We start from the raw sequence: 26,024 nt of genomic DNA on the forward strand, positions 1-26,024 counted from the left end.
CCCATGCTCACTCGCCACGGGTGATGGCGAAGCAACTAAGAGGAAGACCGCGTCACACTTTTCCGCTGGTTGCCTTTAGCAATCGCAAGAATGAGGACTTAACATTCGTGTCTTCGATGGCGCCGAACGCCCGGGCCACCTCCACCATGCTGTGCGTTACCCTGGTATCCGCCAGCTCAGAAGCCGAAGTCGCCGTTTTACCCTTATCTGCCAAGCCTTCGAAAAAATACACGATCGGGACATTCAGCGCTACGCTGAGATCCCAGAGTCGGCCACTGCCGATCCGGTTCAGTCCTTTCTCGTACTTCTGTATCTGTTGAAAGCTTACCCCCACCATGGAACCGAGGTCATCCTGACTCAAGCCTTGCGAAACGCGGGCCTGCAAGAGTCGTCTGCCAATATGTGCATCCTTTTCACTTGCCATCGTCTTTCGCCGTTCCCTTCGCTTTCCGTATTTTCAATTTTGGCAACACCAATAAACGACCGTGTGCCTCATTGGTCTACGATAAGTTGAACCACGTGACAAAAACAACCTGTTTGTGAACGCCCATTCCTCGGGCATCCGTTAACTTTAACAGGTTGGTTCTCTATCCCGCCGTCTTCCGCTCCCCAAAAAGATCAGACGTCGAGATTCGCCACCTCTAGAGCATGAGACTGAATGAAATCGCGCCTCGGTTCAACAATATCTCCCATTAAAGTGGAAAAAATGTCCGAAGCATCGTCGCTATGGGCGATTTTGACCTGCAGAAGCGCGCGTACATTGGGATCGAGTGTCGTTTCCCACAATTGTTCGGGGTTCATTTCTCCCAATCCTTTATAGCGGGAGAACTTAACACCCTTGCGACCAATCTCGAAAATTGCGTCCACGAGGCTTAAGGGACCCGAAATCGGATATTCTTTGTCCTTACTCTTTAGGACCCCGGCTGTCTGGTAGACTTCGCCGAGTTCTGCTGCCATGTCGTCCAGGTGCCGCGCCTCGACAGAGCGCAATGCCGCAGCGTCAATCACGCGGCGTTCGGTCAGGCCGCGCAGTAGTCGGCTGAAAACCAAACCTCCGCCCTCAGCCGACGTTCCCTGCCAACCACGCTCCAAGTCGGTTGCGAGCATATCGAGACGCTGGGCAACCCGCGCGGCCGCCGCCTCTGCAAAAGCAGTGTCCTCGGCAACTTGAAGGCCCAGGGCACCCGCAATCGCAGCCTGCTCAACAATCAAGCGATTACTGACCTTACGAATGAGCGGCTCCATCAGGTTTTTGGCCTGAACCGCTCGTTTGACCGATGCCTCAAGATCGGCACCTGCCATCTGCGCGCCATCTCCCGCTACCAGAGTACAGCCGCGTGCGCCGCTTTCGATCAAGTGGCCCTCCAGCTCGCGATCGTCCTTAAGGTAGCGCAGCGAGTCGCCTTTCTTCGCGCCATATAGCGGCGGTTGCGCAATATATAGATGACCGCGTTCGATAATTTCGCTCATCTGGCGGTAAAAGAACGTCAGCAACAGCGTCCGGATGTGGCTTCCGTCGACGTCAGCATCAGTCATGATGATGATCTTGTGATAACGGAGCTTGTCGACATTGAACTCGTCGCGACCGATGCCAGTGCCCAGCGCCGTGATCAGCGTGCCGATTTCTTGGGATGACAGCATCTTGTCGAAACGGGCGCGCTCGACATTCAGAATCTTGCCACGCAGAGGTAAAATGGCCTGAAATTTCCTGTCACGCCCCTGTTTGGCTGAACCGCCGGCGGAATCACCCTCGACGATGAAGAGTTCGGAGAGCGCCGGATCCCGTTCCTGACAATCAGCCAGCTTTCCGGGCAGGGAGGCGATATCCAACGCTCCTTTGCGCCGGGTAAGCTCCCGTGCCTTTCGGGCTGCCTCACGGGCGGCAGCAGCCTCGACGACCTTGGAAACAATTCGCTTTGCTTCGGCCGGATGTTCTTCGAAATACTGGCTGAGACGGTCATTGACGACGCTTTCGACAATCGGCCGCACCTCGGAAGACACCAGTTTGTCTTTGGTTTGACTGGAAAATTTCGGGTCGGGTACCTTGACCGACAGCACGCAGGTCAGGCCTTCGCGTGAATCATCGCCGGTCAGATTGACCTTTTCCTTCTTAGCGATCCCCGATGATGTCGCATAAGCATTGATCTGACGGGTCAGCGCAGCCCGGAATCCTGCCAGGTGAGTACCGCCATCACGTTGCGGAATGTTGTTGGTGAAGCAGAGGACGGTTTCGTGATAGCTGTCGGTCCACTGCAATGCGAGTTCGACCGTGACGTCATCGCGTTCGGCAGACATGACGACAGGCGGTTCGAACAACGGCGATTTGGTACGGTCGAGGTACGATACAAATGCCTCGAGACCGCCTTCATAATGCAGGTGATGTGCGACTGGTTCAGCGTGCCTGTTGTCGGTCAGGTTCAAGTGCACACCCGAATTCAGGAACGCGAGCTCGCGCAGCCTGTGCTCCAGCGTCGGCAAATCGAATTCCGTCATGGTGAATGTGTCGGTTGAGGGGAAGAAGGTAATCCGCGTCCCGCTTCGCTCGACGTTTTCAGCCGTAATCTCTAGAGGTGCCTCTGCGTCGCCGTCCAGGAACCGCATCTTGTGTTCCTTGCCGCCACGCCAGATGGTCAGCTCCAGCCACTTCGACAAGGCATTGACCACCGAAACACCTACACCGTGCAGGCCGCCCGAGACCTTATAGGAATTTTGGTCAAACTTTCCACCGGCATGAAGCTGGGTCATGATCACCTCGGCGGCGGATACCCCCTCTTCTGGATGGATATCGACGGGGATCCCGCGGCCGTTGTCCTGCACGGACACCGAGCCATCGCCGTTGAGAATCACATCGACGGTATCGCAATGCCCTGCCAGGGCCTCATCGATCGAATTGTCGACCACCTCGTAGACCATGTGATGCAGACCCGAACCGTCATCGGTGTCGCCGATATACATACCCGGACGCTTGCGCACTGCTTCCAGGCCGCGGAGCACCTTGATAGAGTCCGCACCATATTCGTCGTTTCCACCAGCGATTTCGTTGTCACCGCTATCCGTCATATCTCTCAACTTTCGCTTATTCGCCCGGCTTTTTCCTAACTGGGCGGGGGGTCGCAAACTGCAACCATTCCATCCTGAACATTGAAGAACTGAGCCCGGCCAGCCAATCCAACGAAGACCGAAGCTTCGGTCCCCGTCAGCCAGGCTTGCGCACCCAGCGCTAAAATTTCATCGTATAGAGCTGCCCGGCGGACCTCATCCAAATGTGCTGCTACTTCATCCAGAAGCAGGAGTGGCGGAGCGCCACGGTCAAGGGCCACAAGGCGCGCATGCGCCAGCACCATCGAGATCAGCAGAGCCTTCTGTTCCCCGGTCGAACAGAGCGCCGCCGGCATATCCTTGTCCACATGATGCACGACCAGATCGCTGCGATGCGGTCCGACGGAAGCACCGCCTGTCTCTGCATCCCGTTGACGTGCAGCGGCCAGCAGATCCCGAAGCTCATCTTCCACCGCCAGTGCCGGCTGCGTCCCCAACTGCGCCTCCAGATCCCCGGCAAGCGCGAGCTGCGCCTGGGGAAAAGCACTCACGGCCGCCGCCCCGGATCGGGACAGGCGCTCGAGAAACGCGCGGCGGGCTGCTGCAATGGCGACACCATAACGGGCCATGGTGTCTTCCAGCGATGCCAGCCAAGTGGCATCGGCACGGCCACTTTTCAGCAGGCGCGAACGCTCACGCATGGCATGTTCGTAGGCTGAAATCCGGCCGGCGTGTTCCGGGTCGAAGCCATAGGTCAGGCGGTCAAGGAAACGCCGGCGCCCGGACGCGGCTTCACGGAACAGCCCATCCATTTGCGGGGTCAGCCAGACGACAGCAAGAATCTCGCTCAGCGCCTGTTGTCCGCGAACAAATTCACCGTCGATCTTGACCAGACGACGCTCTCGGCTCGAAGCGCCATTAGCCGCTGCAGCATCTCTTCCGGTTCCCACCGCGCGCTGTCCATCAGGCGAATCAACTTCAGCCGCCACTGCCCAGTTTGCGGCGTCCTGCCCCTCAGGAGCGAGCGACGCTTGCCGGCCGGGTTGCCGGCGCGCAATCTCGGTCAGTTTTGCACCGCGCAGGCCCCGTCCCGGCGACAGGAATGAGGCCGCCTCCAGCAAATTGGTCTTTCCCGCACCGTTGGACCCGGTCAGGATCACTGGTCCGGGCGCGGCCTCAAGGGTGGCGGCCTCATAGCTGCGAAAATGAGTCAACGTCAGTCGAGATAGCCAGAGAGAACCTGCAGTCACATCTGCAGCCATGGGGACCTTGCCACCGCACCTTTGCCCCGGGACATCGCCAGACATCGCACGCAAAGAGCCATGCTCGATGCGATGCCCAGCTGTATGCACTCTGTCGGGGGCCAGGTCAGGGGCCATGTGATCCTTCTGATTAACGATCGCCATGCTCACGGCAGCGCGCTTGGCGATACACATGCGTTTCGGCTTGGATATGGCCAGTCCCGCGGCAAACCCCGTTCCAGGCCAGTCCGGCTATCAGACACGCATCGGCATGAGAACGTAGAGAGCACTCGCGTCCTTGACGTCCTGCACAATCGTCGGTGACGCGGCGTCCGCCATGGCAAAAACCGCACTGTCACCCTCAATCTGCATGGCGATGTCCAACAAATAGCGGGAGTTGAAGCCGATCTCGATGGCGTCGCCACCATAGTCGACCTCGATTTCTTCGACGGCACTGCCGTTTTCCGGGCTGGTTGCCGAGAGGGTCATGGCCGTGCCATTCAGCGCCATCTTCACAGCTCGTGACTTCTCTGTCGAAATCGTGGAAACGCGATCGACCGCCTGAGCAAAAGCCTTGCAGTCAACCTGCAGCATCTTGTCGTTCGACGAGGGAATCACGCGCTCGTAGTCCGGGAAGGTCCCATCGATCAGTTTCGACGTCAGGACGGTCGGACCGAAGGCGAAACGAACTTTGGTATCGGACAGCGCGATCTCGATGGCCTCGTCGCGCTCGTCGATCAGCTTTCTCAACTCGCCAACGGTCTTGCGCGGTACAATGACGCCAGGCATTTCGGCTGCCCCTTCCGGAAGCGGCATTTCGAAGCGCGCCAGGCGGTGACCATCAGTCGCGACCGCACGCAGCACAGCGACGCCATCGGACTCGGTGGCATGCACGTAGATACCGTTAAGGTAATAGCGCGTTTCTTCGGTCGAGATGGCAAAACGGGTCCGATCGACCAGGTTGCGCAGTTCGCCGGCCTGCACGGCAAAGGCCTGCGGCAGCTCACTATCGCCACCAGCCGGGAAATCTTCCTTGGGCAGGGTCGCAAGCGTGAAGGTCGAACGTCCGGCCTTCAACGTCATCTGGGATGCCTCTCCACCGGCCGTCACCTCGACCTGTGCCCCGTCCGGCAGCTTACGCACGATGTCGTAAAAGGTATGAGCCGGTGCGGTCGTGGCACCCGGCTCTCCAACCGCCGCCTCGACCTCATCAACGATGGTCAGGTCCATATCGGTCGCGGTCAAAGACAGCTTGCCGTCGCCGGCTTCCAACAGAACATTTGACAGGATCGGGATTGTATTACGGCGTTCAACAACGCTTTGTACATGAGCCAGCGACTTCAGTAGCGCGGCGCGTTCAATGGTCAGCTTCATATTGGTACGAAACGTCTTTCCCGGCGAGAGTTGTCTGTCACATTCACCTCCGGCAGCGATCCTGCAAAAAGACCGCGCGGAAGCCGTTATCCTTTACCCGTAAACCCTGCAGACTCTTGCCGAAAATCCACAGCGACTCGGGGGCGGCAGTATAAACTGCGCTTCGGCATGAGGTAAACGTCTAGAGCAGCGAAATGCACCGATTCCGAACAAAAATCAGCTGGTTATGACGCTTTATCAGAAGGCTTCGAAAGGCAGGCAGAATATTGTCGATAGGAAGCGGATTTTACAGGAAGCACTGCGGCTGCGTGCAACTCCCTGCACACAGCCAATAATCAATTGAAAAGAAACGGACTTTCGGTCAGCCCTCCAGCATCCGGCGCAATAGCTCCACGTCTTCCGCAAAGCTCGAATCCGTCGATTTGAGCTCATCGATCTTGCGCACGGCATGCATGACGGTCGTATGGTCCCGCCCGCCAAATTTCCGGCCGATTTCTGGCAGTGAACGCGACGTCAGGTGCTTCGACAGATACATGGCGACCTGACGCGGCCGCGCAATGGCACGGGCCCGCCGTGCCGAGTGCATATCCGCGATCCGGACATTGTAGTGTTCGGCAACGCGCTTCTGGATTTCCTCGATCGTTACCCGACGGTCGTTGGCGCGCAGGAGGTCGTGCAGCACCTCCTGCGTAGTCTCGAGCGTGACCGAGCGTCCTACCAGTGTGGCGTGGGCAACAATGCGGTTCAGCGCGCCTTCGAGCTCACGCACATTGGATGTGATTTTGTGAGCCAGAAACTCAAGAACCTTTGGCGGAATTTCGACATCTAGCTGTTCTGACTTGGACTGAAGGATCCCAAGCCGAAGTTCGTAGGTCGTTGGATGGATATCCGCCACCAGCCCCCAGCCGAGCCGGGAGCGCATGCGCTCCTCAACTCCTTCAAGATCGGAGGGGCTCTTGTCGGCGGATATCACCACCTGGCGGTTTTGATCGACCAAGGCATTGAAGGTGTGGAAGAACTCTTCCTGAGTGGCTTCGCGTCCGCCGATGAACTGAACGTCATCGATCATCAGGATGTCGACAGAGCGGAACTGCTCCTTGAAGGACATGGTGTCCTTGGTCCGCAGCGCCTTGACGAACTGATACATGAATTTTTCGGCCGAAAGATAAATAATCCGGCGTTCAGGGGTCTGTTTTTTGATCTGCCAGGCAATAGCATGCATCAGGTGGGTCTTACCGAGACCCACACCACCATAGAGAAACAGCGGGTTGAAGGGTGCGTTGCCGGCCTCCGCGACGCGGCGGGCAGCCGCATAGGCCAGCTCGTTCGGCTTGCCGACAACGAAATTGTCAAAGGTAAACCGCGGATCTAGCGGTGCCGAGATATCCCTATCCGAAGCGCGGCCCGATTCGACGTAAAGGCCTGAATCGCCGCTTTCCCGTTCGTCCTTGGCAGGTTTATCCATTGTAACGCCGCCCCGATTCCGATGATCCGGCTTATTCGACTTGCGGCTTCCCATGGAAGGGCCACTCAGCTCGGCCCCGGACAGTCTGCTGCGCATAGGTGCCGCGGACGCATAATCACCAGCGTCATCGGAGTCCGCCCGCCTTCCCTCGGGCCTCGGATTTGGCCGCGATGGGGGCTGTACCACAATCTCGACAGACCGGACCGAATCGTTCTCGTCGCTCCAAAGCGCATGAATCCGCTCAGCATAGTTATCAGCGACCCAATCGCGCATGAACCGGGTCGGCACCGACATGCGTACGACATTCCGCGTTTCGCTGACCAGGGTCAGCGGCTTCAGCCAGCTGCGAAAAGCGGCTTCACCCACTTCGGCCCGCAACCGTCCACGTACCCGCGCCCACTGTTCCGTAACTCGCGCAGTTGCCTGCTCGCGCCCCATGCGTTCCCCCGCTTTGTCCACTATTGCGCCGACCAAACATTCTCGATTATTGACCCGGATTTTTCACCAGCGATAAGCCCCCGCCAATGCAAAAGGTGAAGTGACCGCATCAACGAAATTCTCGACAAAATCCAATACCCTACACTCAAAAAACCCCACGACGCGATGTACGCATCATAGACTTCGTTTGCTTTATGTCGATTTGCCCGCCCCGTATATTCCTCAATACTAGGCAAAAAGAAGTATTCCCCATACCAACCGAGAATTCACGCTAACTTTGTCGTCAAGATTCCCTTGGGCAATTCTATTAAGTAGAATAGCCACAGCATTTTTTATTTATAATTTTGCCGAATTTATTGACACGCCAGAACCCGGCTGAGGACAAGTAGTGTACTCGTGAGGCCGCTTTCTGGCAACAAGATCGAATCAAGAACGCCGACTTTTTTTGCCTAAAAGACACAGTGTGTGTCTCCGAAATCACACTGGCCCTGAGAGGCTGATTGTTTCCTTGCGGCCGGAATTCAAACAATCAGCTGTTAGCAGAATAGGTTAGGTGGCGATCTGGATTCTCTAAAGTTTTAGTCGGGAATGATCACACCGCATTCACTATTTTTTCGTCAGCTCCACAATCCCGCTGACCGGCGAAGATCCTGCAGCCCGTCGCCTGCATCCGATACCAGCCGAAGATGTCATTGACGACACTGGCTTGAAACATCTGATCTCAAATACCAGCCACGAAAAACCGCGCCTCAATTTGGGAGGCGCGGTGGCATCACTGTCTCTAACAGGCCGCGGCGGAAACCGCAGCCAAGATCAAAGATTCAGGCCATCGCCTTGATGCGGGCGTTCAGGCGCGACAGCTTCCGGCCGACCGTGTTGGCGTGCATCACGCCAGCCTGGGCGCCGCGGTGCATTTCCGGCTGTGCTTCTTTGAAAGCGGTCTGCGCGGCAGCTTTATCGCCACCGGAGATCGCCAGCTCGACGTTCTTGACGAAAGTACGAATACGGCCGACGCGCGCGCGATTTACGTCCGTACGCCGCGCTGTCTGGCGGATCCGTTTCTTGGCAGACTTATGATGGGCCATAGGAAAGACCTGTTGTTCTATGCATGTTGAATGAGGCGGGCGTTATAACCGCCGCCCAAAGCCCCGTCAAGCAATGAAAACCAGCAAAATTTCGCAATTTCCGCGACCTGAGGCGCTTTGTGCGCGGCGGGCGAAAATTTACCTGTGTTTCCACTGTGCTGGACGCTTTTCCGCGAAGGCGGACATGCCCTCCTTTTGGTCTTCCGTCGCAAAAGAGGCATGAAACAGCCGGCGTTCGAACTTGACCCCTTCCGACAAGGTCGTCTCGTAGGCGCGGTTGACCGCTTCCTTGGCCATCATTACTGCAGGCAGCGATAGTCCGGCGATTTTCTCAGCCGTCTTCATCGCGTCCTCCAGCAACTCGTCGACCGGAACAACCCGGCTGACCAAACCCGAGCGCTCTGCCTCGGCAGCATCCATCATGCGGCCGGTCAGGCACATTTCCATCGCTTTGGACTTTCCGACGAAGCGCGTCAGACGCTGCGATCCGCCGGAACCCGGTATGGTTCCAATCGTGATTTCCGGCTGGCCAAACTTTGCGTTTTCGGCAGCGATGATAAAGTCGCACATCATCGCCATTTCACAGCCGCCGCCCAAGGCATATCCGGAAACAGCAGCGATGACCGGTTTCCTGGTCCAGGTTACGCGTTCCCAATCGTGGGTGATGAAATCCTCTGCATAGACATCCATGAAGGTCTTTTCCTTCATCTCCTTGATGTCCGCCCCGGCGGCAAAGGCCTTTTCCGAACCGGTAAGAACGATGCAGCGAACCTCCGGATCTTTTTCGAACCCATCGAGCGCCAGCGACAATTCATCGATCAAGGCCGCACAGAGAGCGTTCAGCGCCTTTGGCCGATTCAGCGTGATCAACCCCACATTGCCGCGTGTTTCCACCAGAATGTTTTCATAGGCCATCGTGTTGCGTTCTCCATCAATCGTAAGTGACCGGTGGCCGGTGGAGATTGCGATCTCCGAACCAGGACACCGGCAAGTTTTGGTTTATTTGGGGGAAAGAACAAATCGTACGGTGTGTCGAGTCTGTCCTTCCAGAATATGAATCTCCAGGCGCTCGCTTTCGCGGAAGAAAACACCGCTAGCACCCGTCTCGGACTCACTCGTCCAACCCAACTGCGGCAGGGTCTCGCGGTAGAAGCCGAGAACTTCCGCGCCCTCCACATCTCCTTCTGCATATGCCTCGACCAGACGTCCCGAGGGTTTGTCAAAGATAACCGCGGCGTCGGGGACATCCTGGAGCTGGGGCATGAGAGGGACATCCTCCATGCCGGTCACGAAGGCGGCCGGGTCTTGCGCAACAGCGAGCTGACTCGCGACAAGGGCGTTCAAGCCCAGAAACAGAACCAGCATAACGCGGGAGAAGAGAGTGAAAGACGCAGCACTAAGGTGTTGCCCGCGGCACCGAACGGCATTCGTAGTTGTCTGCGCTCTTAGCATGGCTCCCTGTCTACCTTACCGTTGACAACTCGCACAATAGAAAGTGGAGCGGTTCGATTGAACGATACGCCGTACGACGACTGCGCCCGCGTCATCTGGCGAGCCGCCGCCCTTACCGCAGCGCCGGCAGAGTTCCCCCTCCCGGCCATAGACCACCCAGTCATGCTGAAAATACCCGAGCTCACCATCCACCTGAACGTAATCGCGCAAGCTTGAGCCGCCGGCCTCGATAGCGCGGCCCAGGACATCCCGTACCGCCGAAACCAACCTCTCCGCACGTTGCCCCTGCACCGTATAGGCCTGACGTTTCGGCGACAGTCCCGCAATGTGGAGCGCTTCACAGACATAGATGTTGCCCAGTCCGGCAACGACCTTTTGGTCAAGCAACGCCGCTTTGATGGGGGAACGTTTCCCTTCCAGGCGGCGAGCAAGTTCCGGTCCGTTAAAAGCATTGCCAAGAGGTTCGGGCCCCAGACCGCTGAGTAACTTGTGTTCATCGAGCTTGTCACCATCGATCAGATCCATAACCCCGAAACGGCGGGCATCGTTAAAACGGACTTCATCTCCATGATCAGTCTCGAAGATGACGTGATCATGAGCTTCCCAAGGCGACTTTTCGCTTGTTAGATCTGAAGCATCGATGATGATCATGCGTCCGGACATACCCAGATGACACAACAGCACCTGTCCGTCGTCGAGCTGCATCTGTATGTATTTCGCACGCCGCGACAGAGACTCGACCCTGCGCCCGGTCAGCCGTTGCACGAAATTGTCGGGAAAGGGGAAGCGCAGGTTGGGACGGCGCTGCGTCACTTTGACCAATCGGCGGCCTTCGAGGCGCACGCGCAGACCGCGCATGACTGTCTCAACCTCAGGCAATTCAGGCATTTAGGATTACTCTGCTTCTTTCTGGACGGGCTCGCAATGCGGGCAAACCGGTATGGAGAACGAATTCACGAAGCGACAGAGTAGCGCGGCGGGTGAGTGCGCGCTATGGTCCGCGCCATGTCAGCTAAATCTTCCTCAATTCCGGGCAGCGGCCAGGGCGATCCGAAGTCAGACGGCAGCACCCCCGACGCCGTCACACATTTCGGCTACCAGGACGTGCCGGTCGCTGAAAAGCGCGGCCGCGTGCAGGGCATTTTCGAGAGCGTGGCTTCGAACTACGACTTGATGAACGATCTTATGTCGGGAGGAATTCACCGCCTCTGGAAAAGCGCCATGATCGATTGGCTGGATCCGAAGCGGGGCCAAACTTTTCTCGATGTTGCGGGCGGCACCGGCGACATCGCCTTTCGCATCGACGAACGTTTGACTCAGAACAGGGATGACGTACCCGCCTCGATAACGGTCACAATGTCGAAACAGGATGCAGACTCTCATCAAGCTGCAACAATAAGCGATCCCCGACACCCGATTACGGTCTGCGATCTTACGTTGGGTATGTTGGAAGTCGGTCGGGATAGAGGCCTCGACCGAGGAATCCTGCACAGCATGGATTGGGTCTGCGGCAATGCCGAGAGCCTGCCGTTCCCCGACCGCAGCTTTGACGCTTATACCATCGCTTTCGGCCTGCGCAACGTCACGCACATCGATGCGGCTCTGTCGGAAGCGCGGCGCGTACTCAAGCCTGGTGGGCGTTTCCTCTGCCTGGAATTCAGTCAGGTCGTGATCCCGGCATTCGCGTCTCTCTACGACCTCTACTCCTTCAAGGTCCTGCCGGCGATGGGTGAGTTCGTGGCCAAGGACCGTGCGTCTTATCAATACCTGGCCGAAAGCATTCGGAAGTTTCCGCCGCAGGACGAACTTGCTGAACGCATGCAGGGCGCAGGGCTGTCCATGACCAGCTACCGCAACCTTAGCGGCGGCATCGCAGCGCTGCACTCCGGCTGGCGAATTTGAAAGCGGCCATGACTCTATGATTCGCTCGGTCCGTATCCTGATTCGTCTCGTCACCATTGCCCGCACGCTTGCACGGCACGATGCGCTCGCAGCCCTGGAGGCGATGGGCATTGCGCGTGGCGTGGTCTGGATCGCCCGGCTGGTCTCCCGGAAGAAAACTGCCGGCCGGCCAGGTCAGAAACTAGCACGCGCGTTGACGGAACTGGGTCCCAGCTTCATCAAGCTCGGACAATTCCTGTCCACCCGTGCCGACCTGCTTGGTGAAGAAATTGCCGGCGATCTGGCTCAGCTGCAGGACAACCTGCCGCCTTTCTCAACTGCAGAGGCACGCGCCACCATCGAGCGGGAACTGGAACATCCGGTCGGCAAACTGTTTGAGCGTTTTGACGACAAACCGATCTCCGCAGCGTCGATCGCCCAAGTGCATCTTGCCGTGACATCCGACGGACAGGAAGCGGCCGTCAAGATTTTGCGGCCCGGAATTGAACAGGCGTTCGAGCAGGACCTATCGCTTTTCTATGGACTGGCCGAACTGGTCGAACGCACGCAGCCCGCTCTACGCAGGCTCAAGCCGGTCGAGGTTGTCGGCACCTTTGAGGAAACGGTTCGCCTGGAAATGGATCTGCGCATGGAAGCCGCCGGCGCAACGGAGCTCAGCGAAAATTTTCAAGACGACTTCACCTATCGTGTCCCCGCAATCGACTGGCAAAGGACCTCGCGTCGGGTGCTGACCATGGAGCGGGTCGGCGGAATTCCGATGGACGACAAGGAAGCGCTTCTGGCCAACGGACACGATCTGGAAGACGTCCTCTATAAAGCCGCTGCAATCTTCTTTAACCAGGTCTTTCGGGACGGATTCTTTCACGGCGACCAGCATCCGGGGAACATGGGCGTCGATACGGACGGCAACATCTTCGCGGTCGACTTTGGAATCATGGGTCGACTCGATTACCGGACGCGATGCTTCCTGGCCGACATGCTGATGGCAACCATCGCGCGCGATTATCAGCGGCTGGCAGAGGTGCAGGTCGAAGCAGGTTATCTCCCGGCGGGGCAGTCGCTCGATATCTATGCGCAGGCGCTGCGTTCGGTCTGCGAGCCGATTGCCGGCAAGCCGCTCCAGCAAATCTCCTTCGCGCGTCTGCTGGCACAGCTTCTGCAACTGACTGAATCCTTCGATATGCCGGTTCAACCTCAATTGCTGCTATTGCAGAAAAACATGCTGATGGCCGAGGGGGTCAGCCGTCGTCTCGATCCGGATCTCAACATCTGGGTCTTGGCCCAACCCCTGATCGAGGCCTGGATGCGCGAGCACCGGGGACCGGAAGCCCGTTTGCGCGACGGAGCTCTGCAGCTCTTAAGATCAGCGGAGCGCTTGCCTCAATTGATTTCCAATCTGGAGAAAGTCGCCCACGACGTGGCACACGGCGGCCTGGGTCTTCACCCCAAGACTTTTGAGGCACTGCAGGGACGCGCGCGCACGCAAAAACTCAGCTTGCTCCTAGGCGGACTGTCGTTGGCGCTAGGTCTATTGCTGGCGGCCAGCATCTGGTTCTAGACGGCAATCATTCTTCGCGTAAAGGACGGTTCATGTTGGCTTGGCAAGGTAGTCCTCGACTTCCTGCAACAGAGCCGAGCAATCTTCATCGACAACGCCAAGGGCAGCAAACTGACTGACGATGTTGCCCAGGTATTCCATACTGGTTCCTAGAAAACCGGCGCCGCTCGCAATAAAACAGATCTGTTCTTCCCGGGTCAGGTCGGGACAAATCACGTCTGAAGAGTGATTGGCCGCGAAGGCCAGGGCTGTGATGGTCTGATCGCCGAGTGTCGCCGCCACAAAGATCGGTTTGTAAGCATGACCGATCATTTCCCGCCGCCAGAGAATTTCAGTTTCAGTTTCAATGTCCTGCGCCGCAATCCGGAACACCAGCCCTTCACAGCAGTCGCCGTGATCAAGGGCGGCCATCAATCCTGGCGCTTCCCGGGTGCCACGCGCGCCGTAGGTGTGCTTCAAAACAAAACGCCGTTCGTATCCGGGGACGGTTGCGCGGCGGACCTCGGCGAAATGAAACGCGGGATCCCACATCAGCGATCCATAGGCGAAGACCCAGAGATCACCGCCTCGGTGATCGGCCAATGTCCGCATGCGGGAATCCTCGCGATCACTGTCGCTGCGCAATTCGTCCAGGACCCACTGCAATTCAGGTTTCTCCGAGAACACCGTTGCGATGTTGAAATTGCGAAAGAACGAGGCACGGGGATCGGTGATTTTCCCCTCAAGTTCCGGGTGGTGGGAAAAGGCGCTAGACGGGGCTGGCATACAAATACTCCGGGTATCGAAGGATTATGTTGCAGCCGGAGTTAACAGAAATGCAAAGCAAATCATGGCCACCGATCGTGATCAGTCCGCGCGAAAGGATTGGGCGATTTCGCGGGAAGGGTCCTGTTTCCACTCGGCCATGGAACCGTCGAAAAGGGCAGATGCGACGCCCAGATGAGCCATTGCCAGCATCAGTACTGTTCCAGCATAACCGGACCCACAGGACGAGATAACCTGTGTCGTGCGCCAGTCCGGCGCTTCGCAGTCAAACACAGTGGTAAGTGCGTCATCGGGTAAAAACAGGCCCGTTGTTTTATCCAGCATCGCGCTGTACGGAACATTTATCGCACCGGGAATATGGCCGCTCCGCGGGTCTTCTGGATTGCCTGCATAACCAACGGGACCGCGCCCGTCCAACAGGCAGGCCTCATCTTTACCTGCAATCACGCCCTCCACCGTCATTCTCATATCATCCTGAACGATAGGTTTGAACGAGCCTGCAACTGCATCGGGTTCTTCTCGCGCTGTTGGAAAATCCTGCCCAACCCAATGCGCCCAACCGCCATTCAACACCTGAACATTCCTAAAGCCATGATAGCGCATGGCCCACCAAACGCGGCCGGCCATCATATGGTGGTAGTCGTCATACAGCACAACGTGATCGTCAGCCGAAATGCCTAGGCGTTCAAACGATGTTGCAGCCTCTTCGGCTGTCGCAACCGGCGCAAGATTGATCGGCACACCCTGTTGCAAGAACTCAAGCGTCCAGTCAAGAAACGCCGCACCGGGAATGTGGCCGGCCAGATAGTCGTCGTGCAGCGCTTGTGGCGGGCTGCCCCATCTCCCCCGGACGTCAAAAATCCGAAGACCCGGCGTACCCAACCGCGATGCCAAATCATCGCCCGGGATAAGGGGTGTCGAGGATGCCGTCACGCTCATACTTGATGCTTTATCCATTACCCTGTCCTACCCAGTTCATGCTGCGATACGGGCTTTTCTGCGATCTTGAACCGTCAGCCAAACCAACGCGCCACCTGCCAGCAGCAGGAACGGGATCATTGCAACATTCACGGCATTCCAGCCGTCAACTGCTGTCCCGCCCGAACAGTTCATCAGACCGCCTGAAGCAAGACTGGCCATGGTGACACAGCCGAAGACCATCATATCGTTCAGGCCCTGTGTCTGGCCGCGTTCGTTCGGTGCATGCCCACTGGATAAGAGGGTCGTTGCGCCTACAAAACCAAAGTTCCAGCCCAGACCCAGAAGGATCAGAGCGATAAAGAAATTTCCAAGCGTCACGCCCGTCAAGGCAACCACACCCGCGAGCCCGAGGATCACGAGTCCTGCAATAATAATCCGCGTGACGCCAAAGCGCACAATGAGGTGTCCGGTAAAAAACGACGGAATGAACATTGCCAGGACATGAGCCGAAACGATGTCGTTTGCGTTGTCACTGCTTAACCCGCAGCCGACGACCGCAAGCGGCGTCGACGTCATGACGAGATTCATCAGGGAGTAGGCAACCATCGCGCAGATGATCGCAACCAGGATGGTTGGATTGCGCAGAAGCTCCAACCGCGACCTCCCGATTGGTGCCGAGACTGCCGCCGCCTTGTTTTGGGCTCCGTTTGGCAGGTCGAGCAGCAAAAACAGGAACATCCCGAGAAGATTGATCGCGATAATGGTCAGGTAGGTTCCGATGAAGGGGATGGGTGGCAACGCGCCCCCGATGAACGGCAAGATCGAGCCATCGGACACAAGCTTATTCAGCTGCGGACCAAAGATTGCCGACAAAAGCCCACCTGCCATGACGTAAGAAATCGCCTTGGGTCGAAAAGCATCTGTGGCCGTGTCGGTCGCGGCAAATCTGTAGAAGCCTTGAGCAGACATATAGATGCCGGTGAAATAGGACCCGAGGAGAAGCAGTGGAAACGACGCGATGTACAAGCCGTACGCTGAGATCGCGGCCCCTATAGCTCCACCGATTGCACCAACGAAAAAGCCAAACTTACGCCCTTTGCGTTGCATCAATGGCGAAATCCAGGGTGCCGTGGTCATCGATCCGAAAACGATCACCGAGATAGGAAGCGTCGCAAAACAGGGATTGTCAGCCAGCATCCCGCCGGCAAGGCCGCCAACAACAAAAATCATTGGCATCTGCGCCCCCAGGACCGCCTGCGCGGCCACCAGAACCGCGACGTTCCGCTTTGCGCGCGTATCGTCTGTAATCGTCATCTAAGAGAAACCTTTGAGAGAGAGCTTAAGCAACCTGACACGCGCGGCCCTACGGTTCAAAAACGATAGTTTGCGGCATCAGGCCATCACCTTTTTTGGCGTTGTCGCCATGAAAACTCCCGCGCCCGCGATCCCCATGCCGAGCCAGGCCACGGGCGGCATGACTTCATCTAACACAAGCCATGCAACAGCGGCGGCCAGCGGCGGCACCAAAAAGAAGAGCGCGGAAACACGAGAAACATCTCCCGCCCGGATCATGGCAAGCAACAGGCCAACAGCAATCAGCGAGCTGCCGATGATCAGATAGGCCAGCGACACGGCCAGCTGCCACGACCACGTGATATGCATGGTCTCAAAGGCGACCGCGAAAGGTATAACGCCAATCAATCCAGCAGCGAAGCCGACCAGATTGGAGGTCACCGGATGATGCGAAACGCCATAGCGCTTTTCCCAGAGCGACCCGCCGGTGATGCCAAAGAGAGCAAGGGCAGCAAACAGAAACCCAAGGGCGGATGGGGCCGCAATCTCCGATCTCGCTGCGATGACAATCACCGCGCCCGCCAATCCCAGCAACAGACCGTTCCAACGGCGCCAACCGACTGTCTCACGGCTCCATCTCGGGGCAACCAGGCCGACGATGATGGGCTGAAGCGACAGAATCAGCGCCAAGGTTCCTACCGCCAGTCCTGCTTTGAACGACATGTAGCACATCCCGAAATACATTGATTGCAACAGGAAGCCGACGGTTGCCAAGTGCATCCATTCCGCGCGCGACTTGGGTAAGGGCGGGCGTAAAACCATAAACAGCGCCGCCATAACGACGACAACGCAGGCAAACCGCAGCGTGAGAAAGGTCAAAGGCTCGATGTATCCAAGCCCGAATTTGGCCGCAACATAGCCTGTCGACCACATCACGAGAAAAATACCGGGCGCAAAAGCCAACCATTTGGGGGAGCTGCTGTTCAAAAACGATCTAACCTTTGTGGTCGATGTGACAAGACGGGAGCCGTACCTGAGTGTCGGTCTTTAACCCGACATCACTGAGTAAGCCGTCGGGCGAACTGAAACAAAGTGATATTGGGCTATCCTTTGCGATTAGAAAAATGAATTGATACGATTGTCTTCATGAACACAAACGAACGCACTTCGCCGGACAGCAGTCTTCTAAGAACCTTTTTGGAAATAGCTGACTGCGGAAACCTGACGCTTGCCGCTTCTCGCCTGAACCGAAGTCAATCTGCCATCAGCGTGCAGTTGCGCAAGCTTGAAACCGAATTGAACGTCTCGCTATTTGAACGTGACGCCAAAGGAATGGCGTTATCCGTAAATGGAGAGCGGCTCCTGCCTGTGGCCCGGCGTGTCCTCTCGGAACTCGGCCAGGTCCACGCACTGTTCCAACCGGCTCTCAAAGGTAAAATTCGGGTCGGTATACCAGACGATTTCGAAGAAAATGTCCTCGAACAGACGCTGGCTGACTTCGCCCGCAGCAATCCCGGCGTTGACGTCGTTGCGTCATCCGGCTGCACGGTCGGCTTTCCTGAGGCTATTCAGCGAGGAGCCTTAGATGTTGCCGTCTACTCGGGACCAGGAGAGATCGCAGGAGAAGTTTTTCTAACGCAAAAGCCGGTTTGGGTCGCAAGCGGGACGATGTGTCTCGGCAGGTCGGAACCGGTGCCGCTTGCAATCATGGACCGAGGTTGTTGGTGGCAGGATCTGCCCACAAAAGCGCTCGAACAGCAGGGACGCGCTTACAACATTGCGTTCGAATGCAGCGGCCTCACGAGTCAGAAAGCTGCGATACGCGCCGGTTTTGCGATTGGAATACTCTATGAGAATAGTGTTGAGCAGGGCATGAAGGTGCTGACACCACAGGACGGCTTTCCGCCATTGCCGTTGTCAAAGCGTTCCATCATCTTAAATCCTGACGCTCCAGAAAAGCTGACAATGGCAATGGCAAAGGCCATCAAAAACGCATCTTTACGCGGTCTTGCAAAACCACTTTCTGCTCTTTAGATTATCTACGCTAACTTACCGTTAAATAACGGGTGAAATCATGACCGGTGATACCCGCGTACTGCTCGTCGTAGCTGGCGGAATCGCAGCTTATAAAGCTTTGGAACTGATCCGCCGCCTTCGCGAGCAGTCGATCAGGGTGCGGTGTATTTTAACCCGTTCCGGTGCGGAATTCGTCACGCCTCTCTCCCTGTCTGCTCTTACCGAGGATAAAGTCTACGGTGAGCTTTTCTCGCTGACCGACGAAGCAGAGATGGGACATATTCAGCTGTCCCGCGACGCCGACCTGCTGGTCGTGGCCCCGGCAACTGCGGATCTGATTGCCAAGATGGCGACGGGCCAAGCCGACGACATGGCCTCCACGGCTCTACTGGCAACCGACAAAGACGTCCTGATCGCCCCAGCCATGAACGTGCGTATGTGGGATCACCCTGCGACAAGGGCTAATGTCGCGACATTGCAGTCACGTGGTGTCACCGTGATTGGCCCTAACGAAGGCGACATGGCCTGTGGCGAGTTCGGCTTTGGCCGCATGGCGGAACCCAGCGAAATTCTAGCGGTTGTGTTGGATGCCCTGGGGCGCGCACCAACTGCCTCTAGCGGCGGCGGGCTTCTTGCAGGCCGCAGCGCCCTGGTCACCAGTGGACCCACTCATGAAGCCATCGACCCGGTGCGCTATATCGCCAATCGGTCTTCAGGCAAGCAAGGACACGCAATTGCCCAAGCCCTGACCAGCCTTGGGGCGAGAACAACCCTGGTGACGGGACCAACTCAGCTACAGGATCCGGCGGGCATGGATGTGGTTCATATCGAATCCGCCCAGCAGATGCTGAGTGCTTGCGAGAATGCCCTGCCGGCCGATATTGCTGTTTGTGCCGCTGCTGTCGCCGATTGGCGGGTCGCGACACAAAGCAACCGGAAAATCAAGAAAACAGGCGGCAACGGCTCCGGAGCCAAGGTGCCAAACTTAGAGCTGACTCCCAATCCCGACATTCTGGCATCCCTCTCCCAGCGAGGGAACGACCGGCCCGGACTCGTGGTTGGTTTCGCCGCCGAAACGGAGGACGTGGTAAGGCAGGCGACGGAGAAACGCACGCGCAAGGCCTGCGATTGGATCATCGCGAACGACGTATCCCCAGGCAGCGGCACTTTCGGAGGAGGTGATAACTCTGTCCATGTCATCGATGAGCAGGGCGCGGAAAGTTGGGAGCGCATGAGCAAGGTTGATGTCGCCCAGCGTTTGGCCGAACGCATCGCCGATCATTTTAGAGACGCACCAACTTGATAACAGAGACCTGATGACAGAGCCCCGATAACAAAGACTGAATGAACCCAGGTGGATATTACTGACCGCACGATGCGCAATGTTCTGGAAGTGTGGATGAGCGCAATAAACAAGAGCAAGCGCAGGCAAAGAGCTTATCCAAGAAACAAGCCGGCCCGATAAGAAAATACGCAGGAGAGATCATGAGCCCAATCACCATCGCCGTAAAACGTCTGCCCCATGGCGCGGACCTCGAATTGCCGGCTTATGCCACCGCGCAAAGTGCAGGCATGGATCTGGTGGCCGCCGTAGACGCTGACGTGACACTGGCACCTGGTGAACGCAAGTTGGTTCCCAGCGGCCTCGCGATTGCCCTGCCGGGCGGCTATGAAGCACAGGTCCGTCCGCGCTCGGGCCTCGCGCTCAAGAGCGGCGTAACGGTCTTGAACTCACCGGGCACCATCGACGCGGACTACCGCGGCGAGGTCGGTGTCATCCTGATCAATCATGGCCAGGAGCCCTTTGTTGTTACCCGCGGCAGCCGGATCGCCCAGATGGTGATTGCTCCCTGCCTGCAAGGAAGCTGGCAGGTAAGCGAAGACTTGGAGGCTTCGGCACGTGGCACCGGTGGTTTCGGCTCGACCGGCACTGGACCTCAAGCTGTTCAGGCCGCAGCACACGTAAACGGAGGATAGGGGACATGCTACGGCTGTCCAAGAAGCTGCTGTTCGCAATTGAGGCCGTGGTTGATATTGCCTACCACGCAGGCAGCGACACCGTGCGCTCCAGCGACATCTCGCGGCGTCAGGGAATTCCGCGCCGATATCTCGAACAGGTCCTGCAACAGCTTGTCCATCACGGTATTCTTGCCGGACAGCGAGGTCCGCGCGGCGGCTATCGCCTGGCCCGGGAACGAAGGCGTATCTCGGTGGGCGAGATTATTCGCATCGTGCGCCAATTGGAGGGTACGATCGATCCGGCCAGTGAACCGGACGGCTCTGAAATCGGCGTGAAGGTGGTGCGGCCCCTTTGGATCGACATGCAGCGCGAGATCATGGAACGCTTCGACAACACCACCATCGAACAGCTTTGTGACCGGGCCCGGGAAAAGAACATCTCCCGGGAGACCGGTAGTATCATTCCCGACTTCTCGATTTAAAGCAGGAATAAACAAGCACCCGCTGAAGAAAATTTGCGCAACACAGATATGACGACAAATAAGAAGTCTCTCCCAACCAATCACGTCGATGCATCAGAACCTCTATCGCCAGAGTTCGAAGCGCCCGAATTCAGAGGCCGCATCTATGACAACGTTCTGCAGACCATTGGTGCAACGCCGCTGGTTCGGCTCAGCAGGTTGAAGGCTGCGCATGGAGCCGTCGCGGAGATCGCGGGGAAGTGCGAGTTCTTCAATCCTCTCACATCGGTCAAGGATCGGATTGGGTTGTCGATGGTTGAAGCCCTGGAGCAGGCCGGAAAGATTGGACCTGAGACAACCATCATCGAACCGACCAGCGGCAATACCGGCATCGCACTGGCATTCGTCTGTGCGGCCAAGGGCTACCGACTGATCCTGACCATGCCCGAAACTATGTCCGTGGAGCGTCGCAAGATGCTGCGTTTCCTCGGCGCAGAGTTGATTCTAACGGATGGTGCTCTCGGTATGCGCGGTGCCGTCACAAAAGCCGAAGAGTTGCTGGAAGAACTCCCGGATGCGGTCATCCCGCAGCAATTCAAAAATCCCGCGAACCCAGCGATCCACCTGGCGGCGACGGCCGAGGAGATCTGGCGCGATTCCCACGGAGAGGTTGATGCGGTGGTCATGGGCGTGGGCACGGGCGGAACCTTGAGTGGAGTCGGTCAAGCACTAAAGGCGCGCAAGCCGGAGATCAAGATTATCGCCGTCGAACCCGAAGACAGTCCGATCCTCTCCGGCGGACAGCCTGGTCCCCACAAGATCCAAGGTATCGGCGCCGGCTTCGTGCCGGACATTCTGGACACCTCGCTGATCGACGAGGTCTTGCGGATCGGCAGTGATACAGCCTTCAGAACGGCCCGCGAAGCGGCCGCCATTGAGGGCATGCCCGTGGGTATTTCTTCCGGGGCTGCACTGGCAGCAGCGCTGGAGGTCGGTACGCGGCCTGATATGGAGGGCAAGCTGATCGTCGTTGTGCTGCCGTCCTTCGCAGAACGCTATCTCAGTACCGATCTCTTCGAAGGCTTCTGATCGCTCGACAGTAATCAAAGCCTGGCGTGCGTTGATTTTCTCTAAAACAGCGAAAAACGATCAGACTCTAATGAAATAGAGAGGGATTCGGTCTAAAGGAGGAAACCCTTGCTGGGTATCTCGTAAGCGATCCCCATATGGCAGGATATAAGACCGACTTCGTCCGATGAGGTGACCGTGGAATTTACTGACGAACAGATCGACCGCTACGCCAGGCACCTGGTACTGCCGGAAATCGGCGATGGGGGCCAAGGCCGGTTACTCGAATCCAAGGTCCTGGTAATCGGTGCCGGCGGCCTGGGTTCACCGCTGCTCAGTTATCTGGCAGCAGCAGGTGTGGGTACGCTTGGAGTTATTGACGACGATGTCGTGGATTTGTCGAACTTACAGCGCCAGATCCTGCACGACACCTCGGCAATCGGTCAGCCGAAAGTTCGCAGTGCGCGCCGGCGCCTGGCTGAGATCAACCCGGAAGTCAAAGTGATCGAACACGCGGAACGCCTGACAACCGAAAACGCAATCGGCGTGATCGAAGGCTACGACTTGGTCGCTGACGGCTCGGACAATTTCGCGACACGCTATCTCGTCAACGACGCCTGTTTTCTGGCTGAGAAAACCCTGGTTTCAGCTGCCATCATGCGCTTCGACGGACAGATAGCGACCTTCAAGGCCTACAAGGAAGGCGAACACCCCTGCTACCGCTGCCTATTCGGCGCCCAGCAACAAGATATTAAGAACAGCTGTGCCGATGTTGGCGTGCTCGGGGCTCTGGCCGGAACTATGGGATCGCTGCAGGCAGTCGAGGTCGTAAAGGAACTGCTGGATATCGGTGAGAGCCTATCGGGTTCACTCCTGCTCTACGATTCCCTGGCAACGACATTCCGCAAGATCAAGACCCGCAGGGACCCTGCCTGCGAGCTCTGCGGACCGCAAGCCACTAACTTTGCCCAGCGCGCCAAGCTGTCGCGCGGTATCCTGCGGACTCTCAGCTCCGATCGCGAAGGCTGATCGTTTCGAATTGATCGTTTTTTAGAACATCGCCTCGAGAACCCGGTCGGGCGGCGTGTGGCCGTCGGCGAAGGTCTTGATGTTGATGATGACCTTCTCGCCCATGGCAATCCGGCCCTCGATGGTGGCCGAACCCATATGCGGCAGCAGGACCACGTTGTCGAGCTTCAAGAGCTTTGGGTTGACCGCCGGTTCGTGCTCGAACACATCGAGCGCAGCGCCCGCAATTTCCTTCGTCGTCAACATGCGGGTCAACGCATTCTCGTCGATCACTTCGCCGCGGCTGGTGTTAACGATGAAGGCCGTTTCATGCAGCAGCTTGAGACGCCGTGCCGACAGCAGATGGAATGTCGCCGGCGTGTGCGGGCAGTTGACCGAGATGATGTCCATGCGTGACAGCATCTGATCGAGACTCTCCCAATAGGTCGCTTCCAACTCTGCCTCGACATCGGGATGGACCCGGCGCCGGTTGTGATAATGGATCGAAAGGCCGAATCCTTTGGCGCGCCGCGCGACAGCTTGGCCGATTCGGCCCATGCCGATAATCCCCAATCGCTTGCCCCAGATCCGATGTCCCAACATGCCTGTCGGGCTCCAGCCAGTCCAGTCGCCGGAGCGCACCAGCCGTTCGCCTTCCATCAGACGCCGGGGCAGGGCCAGCATCATAGCCACTGTCATGTCGGCGGTATCCTCGGTCAGGACACCCGGCGTGTTGGTTACGTTGATGCCACGCTGACGGGCGGATTTCAGATCGATGTGATCGACACCGGTGCCGAACGAGGCGATAAGCCGCAGATCCGGACCGGCCTGCGAAAGCGTGCCCGCGTCGATCCGGTCGGTAACCGTAGGCACCAGGACTTCTGCCTGCTTCATGGCATCGATCAGGTCGGCTTGCGCCATCGGCCTGTCGTCCAGGTTCAGGCGGCAATCGAACAGCTCCATCATGCGTGTTTCGATCACATCAGGAAGTCGCCGAGTCACGATGACGAGGGGTTTTTTCTGCGGCATGAGCCTTGATCCATAAGGAAAGATAACGGTCCTTGCCATAGCAGGCGCAACCCCGTGTTGTCCAGCGCGACGGCGCCTTTCGCCGGGGCAATTTGACCAGAACCGGGCGGACGGTGAGTTGAACGAGACTACTGTCGTTCATCATCGACAGCGACGACGCCGTCCGGCATGATCCACATCCTAACTCACTTGGTTGAGCCCGCCACCGTTTGGACGGGAAACACCAGAAATTTTCGCCTCAAAGTTCAATGATCTTGTTTGCAACAAAATCTCTTACCTTTGCCTTTGCGCTTCTTAGGTCCTCCGCAATTGGTTTGCTGTTCACCGTCCTGATTATTTCTGCGGGCTCCGGCATGTTGCCGCTCAGTGCATCGGCTGAAGGCGCAAGCGCCGCGGCACAGGGCGCAACGCTGGGAAAGAGCGGCTTGCCACTGCCACGCTACGTCTCGCTGGCGAAACCCAAGGTAAACCTACGCAAGGGACCAGGCCTTCGGTATCCGATCGAATGGGTCTATCGCCGCAGCAATCTGCCGGTTGAAATCATCGCCGAGTTCGACACCTGGCGCCAGATCCGCGACTGGGAGGGAACTGTGGGCTGGGTGCACCGGAATATGCTCCAAGGCAAGCGATCGGTCATCATTAAGGACGAGATCAAGACTCTACGCCAGGATCCGGGTGAAGATGCGCCAGCCTTGCTGCGTGCCGAGGCTGGCGTTATCGGCCGCTTGATCGAATGTTCCCGGACCTGGTGCCGAATCGAGGTCGCCGGCCGGCGGGGTTGGCTTAGGAACCAGGAGATCTTTGGTGTTTATCCGGATGAGGTCGTGAAGTAACGCCCAGATACCGGGATTAATGCTCCTTGTTATTAAGAGGATTAGGGAGAAGCACTATCATGGATGCCCCCGCGATCTATCGCGACAGCCTGGTCTGGGACGATCACTGCGGCTTCGAAATGCTGCCCGACGCACCCCTGGCGCCGTTGCTTAAACCTTGGCGCGAGGCTGGAGTCGATTATCTCTCGATCAACGTGGGGTACGACGTCAAAGCCTGGACCCGCACCATCGAAAACATCGCAGCCTTGCGGCGGCGCCTGCCGACAGAAGCACCCTTTTGCCGTCTTGTCTCGACAGTCAGCGAAATAGATCAGGCGCGCGCGGACGGAAAGCTGGCAGTCACCTTCGATATCGAGGGCATGGATGCACTGGCAGGGCGGACCGACATGGTTCAGCTGTACTACGACCTGGGTGTCCGGCACATGCTCTTTGCTTATAACCGTAACAATCTGGCCGGCTCCGGCTGCCATGACGAGGACACGGGCCTCACCGATTTCGGGCGACAGGTGATTGTCGAAATGAACCGGGTCGGCATGGTGGTGGACTGCTCCCACAGCGGTTTCAAGACCACCATGGCGGCCATGGAAATTTCAGCCGATCCGGTGGTCTTTTCGCACTCCAACCCCAAGGCGCTGGTCGACCATGGCCGCAACATCACCGACGAACAGATTAAGGCCTGTGCCGCCACCGGTGGGGTGATTGGGATCAACGGCGTCAATCTCTTCCTGGGCGAAGAGGTTCCGAGTCCTTCGAACGTAGCCCGGCACGCGGCCTACATTGCCGAATTGACCGGCCCGGAACACGTCGGCCTGAGTCTCGATTTCGCACCGAAGGAAGAAGACACGGAAGACGACGCGTCAGGGAACCAAGAATCCAGCGATGTCTCAGGATCGATTGCCCGTAACCCGCATTACTGGCCGCCCGGGACCGGCTACGAAAAGGGTGTCAGCTACCTGGATATCCGCCGCCTCCCCGACATTGCAACGGAACTGGCCACAGTTGGTTTCAGGAAGAGCGAGATCGCCGGCATTCTGGGGGGGAACTTCAGACGCATCGCGGAGCAGGTTTGGAAGTAACACCTTTTGGAAGTAACACTTAGCAAACGGCTCCATCCAGA

General features: G+C 57.6%; 24 protein-coding genes. 10 read left to right on the forward strand and 14 right to left on the reverse strand.

Going from position 1 to position 26,024, the window contains the following annotated elements:
- Positions 1-52: 52 nt before the first annotated feature.
- From QMZ18_RS02395 to mutM, 9 genes are all read right to left on the reverse strand, one after another.
- Positions 53-424, reverse strand: a complete 372-nt coding sequence (locus tag QMZ18_RS02395; RefSeq protein ID WP_282604630.1) for a helix-turn-helix domain-containing protein — start codon at positions 422-424, stop codon at positions 53-55.
- A gap of 194 nt (positions 425-618) precedes the next feature.
- Positions 619-3,060 carry a DNA topoisomerase (ATP-hydrolyzing) subunit B gene (gene gyrB / locus QMZ18_RS02400; protein ID WP_282604631.1) on the reverse strand — a complete coding sequence of 814 codons (2,442 nt, stop codon included), beginning with the start codon at positions 3,058-3,060 and terminating at the stop codon, positions 619-621.
- Positions 3,061-3,095: 35 nt separating this feature from the next.
- A complete protein-coding gene (gene recF, locus QMZ18_RS02405) occupies positions 3,096-4,475 on the reverse strand; it encodes a DNA replication/repair protein RecF (RefSeq protein WP_322097118.1) in 1,380 nt (459 codons plus the stop codon).
- 60 nt (positions 4,476-4,535) lie between these two features.
- Positions 4,536-5,654, reverse strand: a complete 1,119-nt coding sequence (gene dnaN, locus QMZ18_RS02410) for a DNA polymerase III subunit beta (protein ID WP_282604632.1) — start codon at positions 5,652-5,654, stop codon at positions 4,536-4,538.
- Positions 5,655-6,015: 361 nt separating this feature from the next.
- Positions 6,016-7,557, reverse strand: coding sequence for a chromosomal replication initiator protein DnaA (gene dnaA / locus QMZ18_RS02415; protein ID WP_322097162.1), 1,542 nt, complete (start codon positions 7,555-7,557; stop codon positions 6,016-6,018).
- Positions 7,558-8,378: 821 nt separating this feature from the next.
- Complete coding sequence (gene rpsT, locus QMZ18_RS02420; protein WP_282604634.1) at positions 8,379-8,642, reverse strand: 30S ribosomal protein S20; 264 nt, start codon at positions 8,640-8,642, stop codon at positions 8,379-8,381.
- A gap of 138 nt (positions 8,643-8,780) precedes the next feature.
- Positions 8,781-9,557, reverse strand: coding sequence for an enoyl-CoA hydratase (locus QMZ18_RS02425; RefSeq protein ID WP_282604635.1), 777 nt, complete (start codon positions 9,555-9,557; stop codon positions 8,781-8,783).
- An 84-nt stretch (positions 9,558-9,641) separates the two neighbouring features.
- Positions 9,642-10,094 (reverse strand): hypothetical protein, encoded by a 453-nt coding sequence (locus tag QMZ18_RS02430; protein ID WP_282604636.1) that lies wholly within the window; start codon positions 10,092-10,094, stop codon positions 9,642-9,644.
- Between the two features lie 15 nt (positions 10,095-10,109).
- A complete protein-coding gene (mutM, locus tag QMZ18_RS02435; protein WP_282604637.1) occupies positions 10,110-10,982 on the reverse strand; it encodes a bifunctional DNA-formamidopyrimidine glycosylase/DNA-(apurinic or apyrimidinic site) lyase in 873 nt (290 codons plus the stop codon).
- Between the two features lie 117 nt (positions 10,983-11,099).
- On the opposite strand from mutM, the gene QMZ18_RS02440 reads away from it, so the two are divergent.
- Entirely contained in the window at positions 11,100-11,996 is an 897-nt protein-coding gene (locus QMZ18_RS02440; protein ID WP_282604638.1) for a class I SAM-dependent methyltransferase, read from the forward strand.
- A gap of 16 nt (positions 11,997-12,012) precedes the next feature.
- Complete coding sequence (gene ubiB, locus QMZ18_RS02445; RefSeq protein WP_282604639.1) at positions 12,013-13,554, forward strand: 2-polyprenylphenol 6-hydroxylase; 1,542 nt, start codon at positions 12,013-12,015, stop codon at positions 13,552-13,554.
- Positions 13,555-13,584: 30 nt separating this feature from the next.
- On the opposite strand, the gene QMZ18_RS02450 is transcribed toward ubiB, so the two are convergent.
- The 4 genes from QMZ18_RS02450 to QMZ18_RS02465 form a co-directional block, all read right to left on the reverse strand.
- Entirely contained in the window at positions 13,585-14,319 is a 735-nt protein-coding gene (locus QMZ18_RS02450; RefSeq protein ID WP_282604640.1) for a gamma-glutamylcyclotransferase, read from the reverse strand.
- An 81-nt stretch (positions 14,320-14,400) separates the two neighbouring features.
- Entirely contained in the window at positions 14,401-15,276 is an 876-nt protein-coding gene (locus QMZ18_RS02455) for a sulfurtransferase (RefSeq protein WP_282604641.1), read from the reverse strand.
- Between the two features lie 18 nt (positions 15,277-15,294).
- Positions 15,295-16,554: an MFS transporter gene (locus QMZ18_RS02460; RefSeq protein WP_282604642.1), complete on the reverse strand. Its 1,260-nt coding sequence runs from the start codon at positions 16,552-16,554 to the stop codon at positions 15,295-15,297.
- Between the two features lie 78 nt (positions 16,555-16,632).
- Positions 16,633-17,520, reverse strand: a complete 888-nt coding sequence (locus QMZ18_RS02465) for a DMT family transporter (protein WP_282604643.1) — start codon at positions 17,518-17,520, stop codon at positions 16,633-16,635.
- A 159-nt stretch (positions 17,521-17,679) separates the two neighbouring features.
- Here QMZ18_RS02465 and QMZ18_RS02470 point away from each other — a divergent pair, with 159 nt between their 5' ends.
- From QMZ18_RS02470 to QMZ18_RS02495, 6 genes are all read left to right on the forward strand, one after another.
- Positions 17,680-18,567 (forward strand): LysR family transcriptional regulator, encoded by an 888-nt coding sequence (locus QMZ18_RS02470; protein WP_282604644.1) that lies wholly within the window; start codon positions 17,680-17,682, stop codon positions 18,565-18,567.
- A 40-nt stretch (positions 18,568-18,607) separates the two neighbouring features.
- Positions 18,608-19,852 carry a bifunctional phosphopantothenoylcysteine decarboxylase/phosphopantothenate--cysteine ligase CoaBC gene (coaBC, locus tag QMZ18_RS02475; RefSeq protein ID WP_282604645.1) on the forward strand — a complete coding sequence of 415 codons (1,245 nt, stop codon included), beginning with the start codon at positions 18,608-18,610 and terminating at the stop codon, positions 19,850-19,852.
- 182 nt (positions 19,853-20,034) lie between these two features.
- A complete protein-coding gene (gene dut / locus QMZ18_RS02480) occupies positions 20,035-20,526 on the forward strand; it encodes a dUTP diphosphatase (RefSeq protein ID WP_322097119.1) in 492 nt (163 codons plus the stop codon).
- A 5-nt stretch (positions 20,527-20,531) separates the two neighbouring features.
- Positions 20,532-20,990, forward strand: a complete 459-nt coding sequence (locus tag QMZ18_RS02485; RefSeq protein ID WP_282604646.1) for an Rrf2 family transcriptional regulator — start codon at positions 20,532-20,534, stop codon at positions 20,988-20,990.
- 48 nt (positions 20,991-21,038) lie between these two features.
- Positions 21,039-22,058, forward strand: a complete 1,020-nt coding sequence (gene cysK, locus QMZ18_RS02490; RefSeq protein WP_282604647.1) for a cysteine synthase A — start codon at positions 21,039-21,041, stop codon at positions 22,056-22,058.
- A gap of 177 nt (positions 22,059-22,235) precedes the next feature.
- Entirely contained in the window at positions 22,236-23,066 is an 831-nt protein-coding gene (locus tag QMZ18_RS02495) for a molybdopterin-synthase adenylyltransferase MoeB (protein ID WP_282604648.1), read from the forward strand.
- A gap of 21 nt (positions 23,067-23,087) precedes the next feature.
- Here QMZ18_RS02495 and QMZ18_RS02500 read toward each other — a convergent pair whose 3' ends face one another.
- Positions 23,088-24,074 (reverse strand): D-glycerate dehydrogenase, encoded by a 987-nt coding sequence (locus QMZ18_RS02500; RefSeq protein WP_282604649.1) that lies wholly within the window; start codon positions 24,072-24,074, stop codon positions 23,088-23,090.
- A 248-nt stretch (positions 24,075-24,322) separates the two neighbouring features.
- Between QMZ18_RS02500 and QMZ18_RS02505 the strand changes: the two genes are divergently transcribed.
- Positions 24,323-24,907 (forward strand): SH3 domain-containing protein, encoded by a 585-nt coding sequence (locus tag QMZ18_RS02505; RefSeq protein WP_282604650.1) that lies wholly within the window; start codon positions 24,323-24,325, stop codon positions 24,905-24,907.
- A 59-nt stretch (positions 24,908-24,966) separates the two neighbouring features.
- Positions 24,967-25,983: a dipeptidase gene (locus tag QMZ18_RS02510; protein WP_282604651.1), complete on the forward strand. Its 1,017-nt coding sequence runs from the start codon at positions 24,967-24,969 to the stop codon at positions 25,981-25,983.
- Positions 25,984-26,024: the final 41 nt, after the last annotated feature.

Source organism: Pelagibius sp. Alg239-R121 (assembly GCF_947331435.1).
Classification (GTDB): domain Bacteria; phylum Pseudomonadota; class Alphaproteobacteria; order Kiloniellales; family Kiloniellaceae; genus Denitrobaculum.